The 3465-nt window shown below is 43.5% G+C and carries 4 protein-coding genes and 1 pseudogene; 3 read left to right on the top strand and 2 right to left on the bottom strand.

What is annotated here, in order from left to right; genetic code table 11:
* Window positions 1-207 precede the first annotated feature (207 nt).
* Together IM477_RS02670 and IM477_RS02665 are read left to right on the top strand one after the other, a co-directional pair.
* A pseudogene (locus IM477_RS02670) lies at window positions 208-483 on the top strand (aconitate B); the annotation flags it as partial.
* A gap of 89 nt (window positions 484-572) precedes the next feature.
* Window positions 573-968: a hypothetical protein gene (locus IM477_RS02665; RefSeq protein ID WP_036396888.1), complete on the top strand. Its 396-nt coding sequence runs from the start codon at window positions 573-575 to the stop codon at window positions 966-968.
* A 4-nt stretch (window positions 969-972) separates the two neighbouring features.
* Here the strand turns inward: IM477_RS02665 and IM477_RS02660 are convergent, their stop codons facing one another.
* Window positions 973-1308: a hypothetical protein gene (locus tag IM477_RS02660; RefSeq protein ID WP_287730442.1), complete on the bottom strand. Its 336-nt coding sequence runs from the start codon at window positions 1306-1308 to the stop codon at window positions 973-975.
* Window positions 1309-1602: 294 nt separating this feature from the next.
* Between IM477_RS02660 and rpe the strand changes: the two genes are divergently transcribed.
* A complete protein-coding gene (rpe, locus tag IM477_RS02655) occupies window positions 1603-2310 on the top strand; it encodes a ribulose-phosphate 3-epimerase (RefSeq protein ID WP_002759286.1) in 708 nt (235 codons plus the stop codon).
* A 48-nt stretch (window positions 2311-2358) separates the two neighbouring features.
* Here the strand turns inward: rpe and hisN are convergent, their stop codons facing one another.
* The gene (gene hisN / locus IM477_RS02650; RefSeq protein WP_287730441.1) at window positions 2359-3165 is read right to left on the bottom strand and encodes a histidinol-phosphatase; all 807 of its coding nucleotides are present in this window, start codon (window positions 3163-3165) and stop codon (window positions 2359-2361) included.
* Window positions 3166-3465 lie beyond the last annotated feature (300 nt).

Raw genomic sequence — 3465 nt, 5'->3', positions numbered from 1 at the left:
ATGGTCGATATATTGTGCTAAATCTAGATCAGAATCGGTGATAGCCATTATCTAAGCCTCAATATAGTCAATCGATCGCTATTTTCTCATTTTATGGAAGTCAAACAGCAAAGTCATCTCTCGTTAACCTAGAAATTCAGAGACTAGCAAAAATCCAGTAACCTAGGAAGAAACCGTCACAAGTGAAGACTAGGAGACAATAGACCTATGTTAGAAGCCTATCACCGACACGTTGCCGAGCGAGCGAAATTAGGTATCCCTCCCCTTCCCCTCAATGCCCAACAAACGGCGGAATTATGCGAAATACTCAAAAATCCGCCCGAAGAACTCAAGGGAGAATTGCTGACCCTTAACGAGGTTTTGGAATTATCCGACACCAATCCCTATGCTAAACAGGTTATCGATGCTTAGGCCAATGGCGCTTGGTTTATCGCTAAACCGAAACTTGCTAACCGGCCCGATATTCCCCTCCATGCTTTGGTATGTTAGAAACCTGTGTTGTCAAATCAGAATATGAAGAATGAATTGCTACACAACGAAAGCCCTGCTCTTACCCAAAAATGTTATCACCCATGAACACTTTTAATGAATTAGAAGAACTGGAAGCTTTTCAGCGCCGTTTAGAGTCTGCTCGTCTGCGTCGTCGTCAGTTGGAAGAGCAGCGCAGACAACTGGAGAATGAATATACTTCCTACGATACACCAGAAAAACTGAAAGGACTGGCAGAAATTGCCGAGACAGCTACTGAATCACCGACTTTTAAGGCAAAATTTTGTCATTTTTATCATCGAAGAGCGACGAGAACGACAGCAGATATAGTGGAAGGGGTGATCGGAATTACCTTTGGCAGCAATATCCCCTTAGCGATCGTAGCCCTAATTATTATTAAACTCTTAAGGATGCTTCTGGAAAACCGTCTTGATGATTATTGCGCTCAGTTTGGAGAAAACGAACCAGAATCAAGATAAAAACCTAAGATGCCTCATTAACAGATATTTCAGCTTTTTTGAGGGCAATTTGCCATTCTAAGTCAGCTATTTCTCGATCGAGTTCGGCAATTTCACTATTAACTTGCTTTAAATCGGCGATAATTTCTTGTTTACTGCGTTTTCTACCGTAGATAGCCAGTTCATCCTCTTGTAATTTCTCAAGGATAGAGTCTAGGGAAGCGGTTAAATCGGCCGAGGGACTATCCATAATACCTAAACGCATTAAGACCTGTACCGCTTTGACAACGTCTTGCTGATAGGCTTCTCTAGAAGGGTAATCTTGGGGTTTTTTGAGATTTAAAGCGTCAATGATATTCATATTTCAGGTTATGAAGGTTAAATGCGAAACTGTGATTATGTCACACTTATATACCTCAAGTTTCTAATAAATTCCCTAAAAGGGATTGCAACATCTTTTATTCTAGAGTAGAAATGATTGATTGTCAGTAGCGGTTATTGCTGTACAACAATTAAAAATTTTTGTCTGTTACAATTTATACAAAATGCTCTGGGATTACCCCGACTGAAAACTCAAATCCGATTAGTGATCACTGATCACTGATTGCTGATAAGATTGTTACGAAAATATAAACACGAAATTCTATAGTTAGCCATGACCCAAAACGGAAGCTCGAAGTCGATCGTTGTCTCTCCCTCGATCCTATCGGCGGATTTTAGTAAATTAGGAGCCGATATCGAGGCTGTGGATAAGGCAGGAGCCGATTGGATTCACGTTGATGTGATGGATGGTCGTTTTGTCCCGAATATCACCATTGGACCCCTGATTGTCTCCGCTATTCGTCCCTATACGAAAAAACCTTTAGATGTGCATTTAATGATCGTGGAACCAGAAAAATATGTGGCTGACTTTGCGAAAGCGGGTGCTGACATTATTTCTGTTCACGCTGAACATAATGCTTCTCCCCACCTCCATCGTACTCTTTGCCAAATCCGCGAACTCGGTAAACAAGCGGGTGTGGTATTAAATCCCTCCACTCCCCTAGATTTAATCGAATATGTGCTGCATTTGTGCGATTTAGTCCTAATTATGAGCGTTAACCCCGGTTTTGGTGGCCAGAGTTTTATCCCGGAAGTTGTCCCCAAAATCCGTCAATTACGCCAAATGTGCGATGAAAGAGGCTTGGATCCCTGGATTGAAGTGGATGGCGGCTTAAAACCGGCTAATACTTGGCAAGTTCTCGAAGCGGGTGCTAATGCGATTGTAGCAGGTTCGGCGGTATTTAATGCCCCCGATTACGGGACGGCGATCGAAGGTATCCGTAACAGCAAACGTCCCCAACCTCAATTAGCCACCGTTTAATTGCCGCGGGGGTGGGTTAGCTGTTGATTAATTATCTTAGTATTGGCACTAACCCACTCTGCTGATTTGTTCTAAAACCTGCCGCCATAAACCGGAATTAGAGACGGCTAAAACTTCGCTAGAATCAGCTTGTAGGGGATTACCTGACCAATCGCTAATTATTCCGCCCGCACCTTCAATAATCGGGATTAAAGCACAAAAATCGTAGTATTTCAGGTCTGATTCTAGGATTACCATCGGCATGGCAGTGCAGCCAGTGGCTAACATCATATAGTTATAACAATCACCCCCAAAAGCGGTACGTTTGCAGACGGTTTGCAGCTGACGAGCGATCGCTTGTTGTCGTTCTGTGATAAACATTAAGGGAGTGGTGGAGGCTAAACAGGCATTTTTTAAGACAAGTTCCCGATCTTGACGGTAGGGATTAACAATCATCCGGTTATTATAAAGACTCGCTTTTCCCTTCACTCCTAACCAGCGATCGCCTAAAATCGGTTGATCGACAATTCCTAAAATCGGTTGATTTTCTGCCACTAAGCCGATTAAAGTTCCAAAAATCGGCAATCCTTTGACAAAAGAGGATGTGCCATCGATCGGATCTAATACCCAATAACGACCACTTTGGGAGGGAATATTGGCTCCTTCTTCCCGAATAACCCCATCTTCGGGTAATTCTCGCCGAATAATCGCCACCATCGCCTCCTCAGCTTCTTGATCGGCGATTGTTACTATTGAGGAAACTTGATCGAGTTTTGTCTCGGTTTCTAGATGGGGCTGCCGAAAATAGCACCGGATAATCTCTCCAGACGCGTCCGCTAATTGATGAGCTAGTTGGATAGTGCGATCGATATTCATGAGGGGAAACAATACAGCAGAATTTAGAAGACAGGAGACAGGAGACAGGAGACAGGAGTAGGGAGTGGGGGAAGTGGGGAAGTGGGGAAGTGGGGAAGTGGGGAAGTGGGGAAGTGGGGAAGTGGGTAAGTGGGGAAGTGGGTAAGTGGGTAAGTGGGTAAGTGGGGAAGTGGGGAAGTGGGGAAGTGGGGGATTTAGCGGAAATTTCCCTATCACCCTAAATACTTATTGCCTCTTGCATAGTGCGATCGATGTTCATCAATAAAAGTTATCCATACAGGAAAACAATAATGTTTATTT

Source organism: Microcystis sp. M090S1 (assembly GCF_020246295.1).
GTDB lineage: Bacteria > Cyanobacteriota > Cyanobacteriia > Cyanobacteriales > Microcystaceae > Microcystis > Microcystis aeruginosa.
The sequence above is the reverse complement of the archived record's forward strand: the minus strand, read 5'-3'. Positions and strand labels throughout refer to the sequence as shown.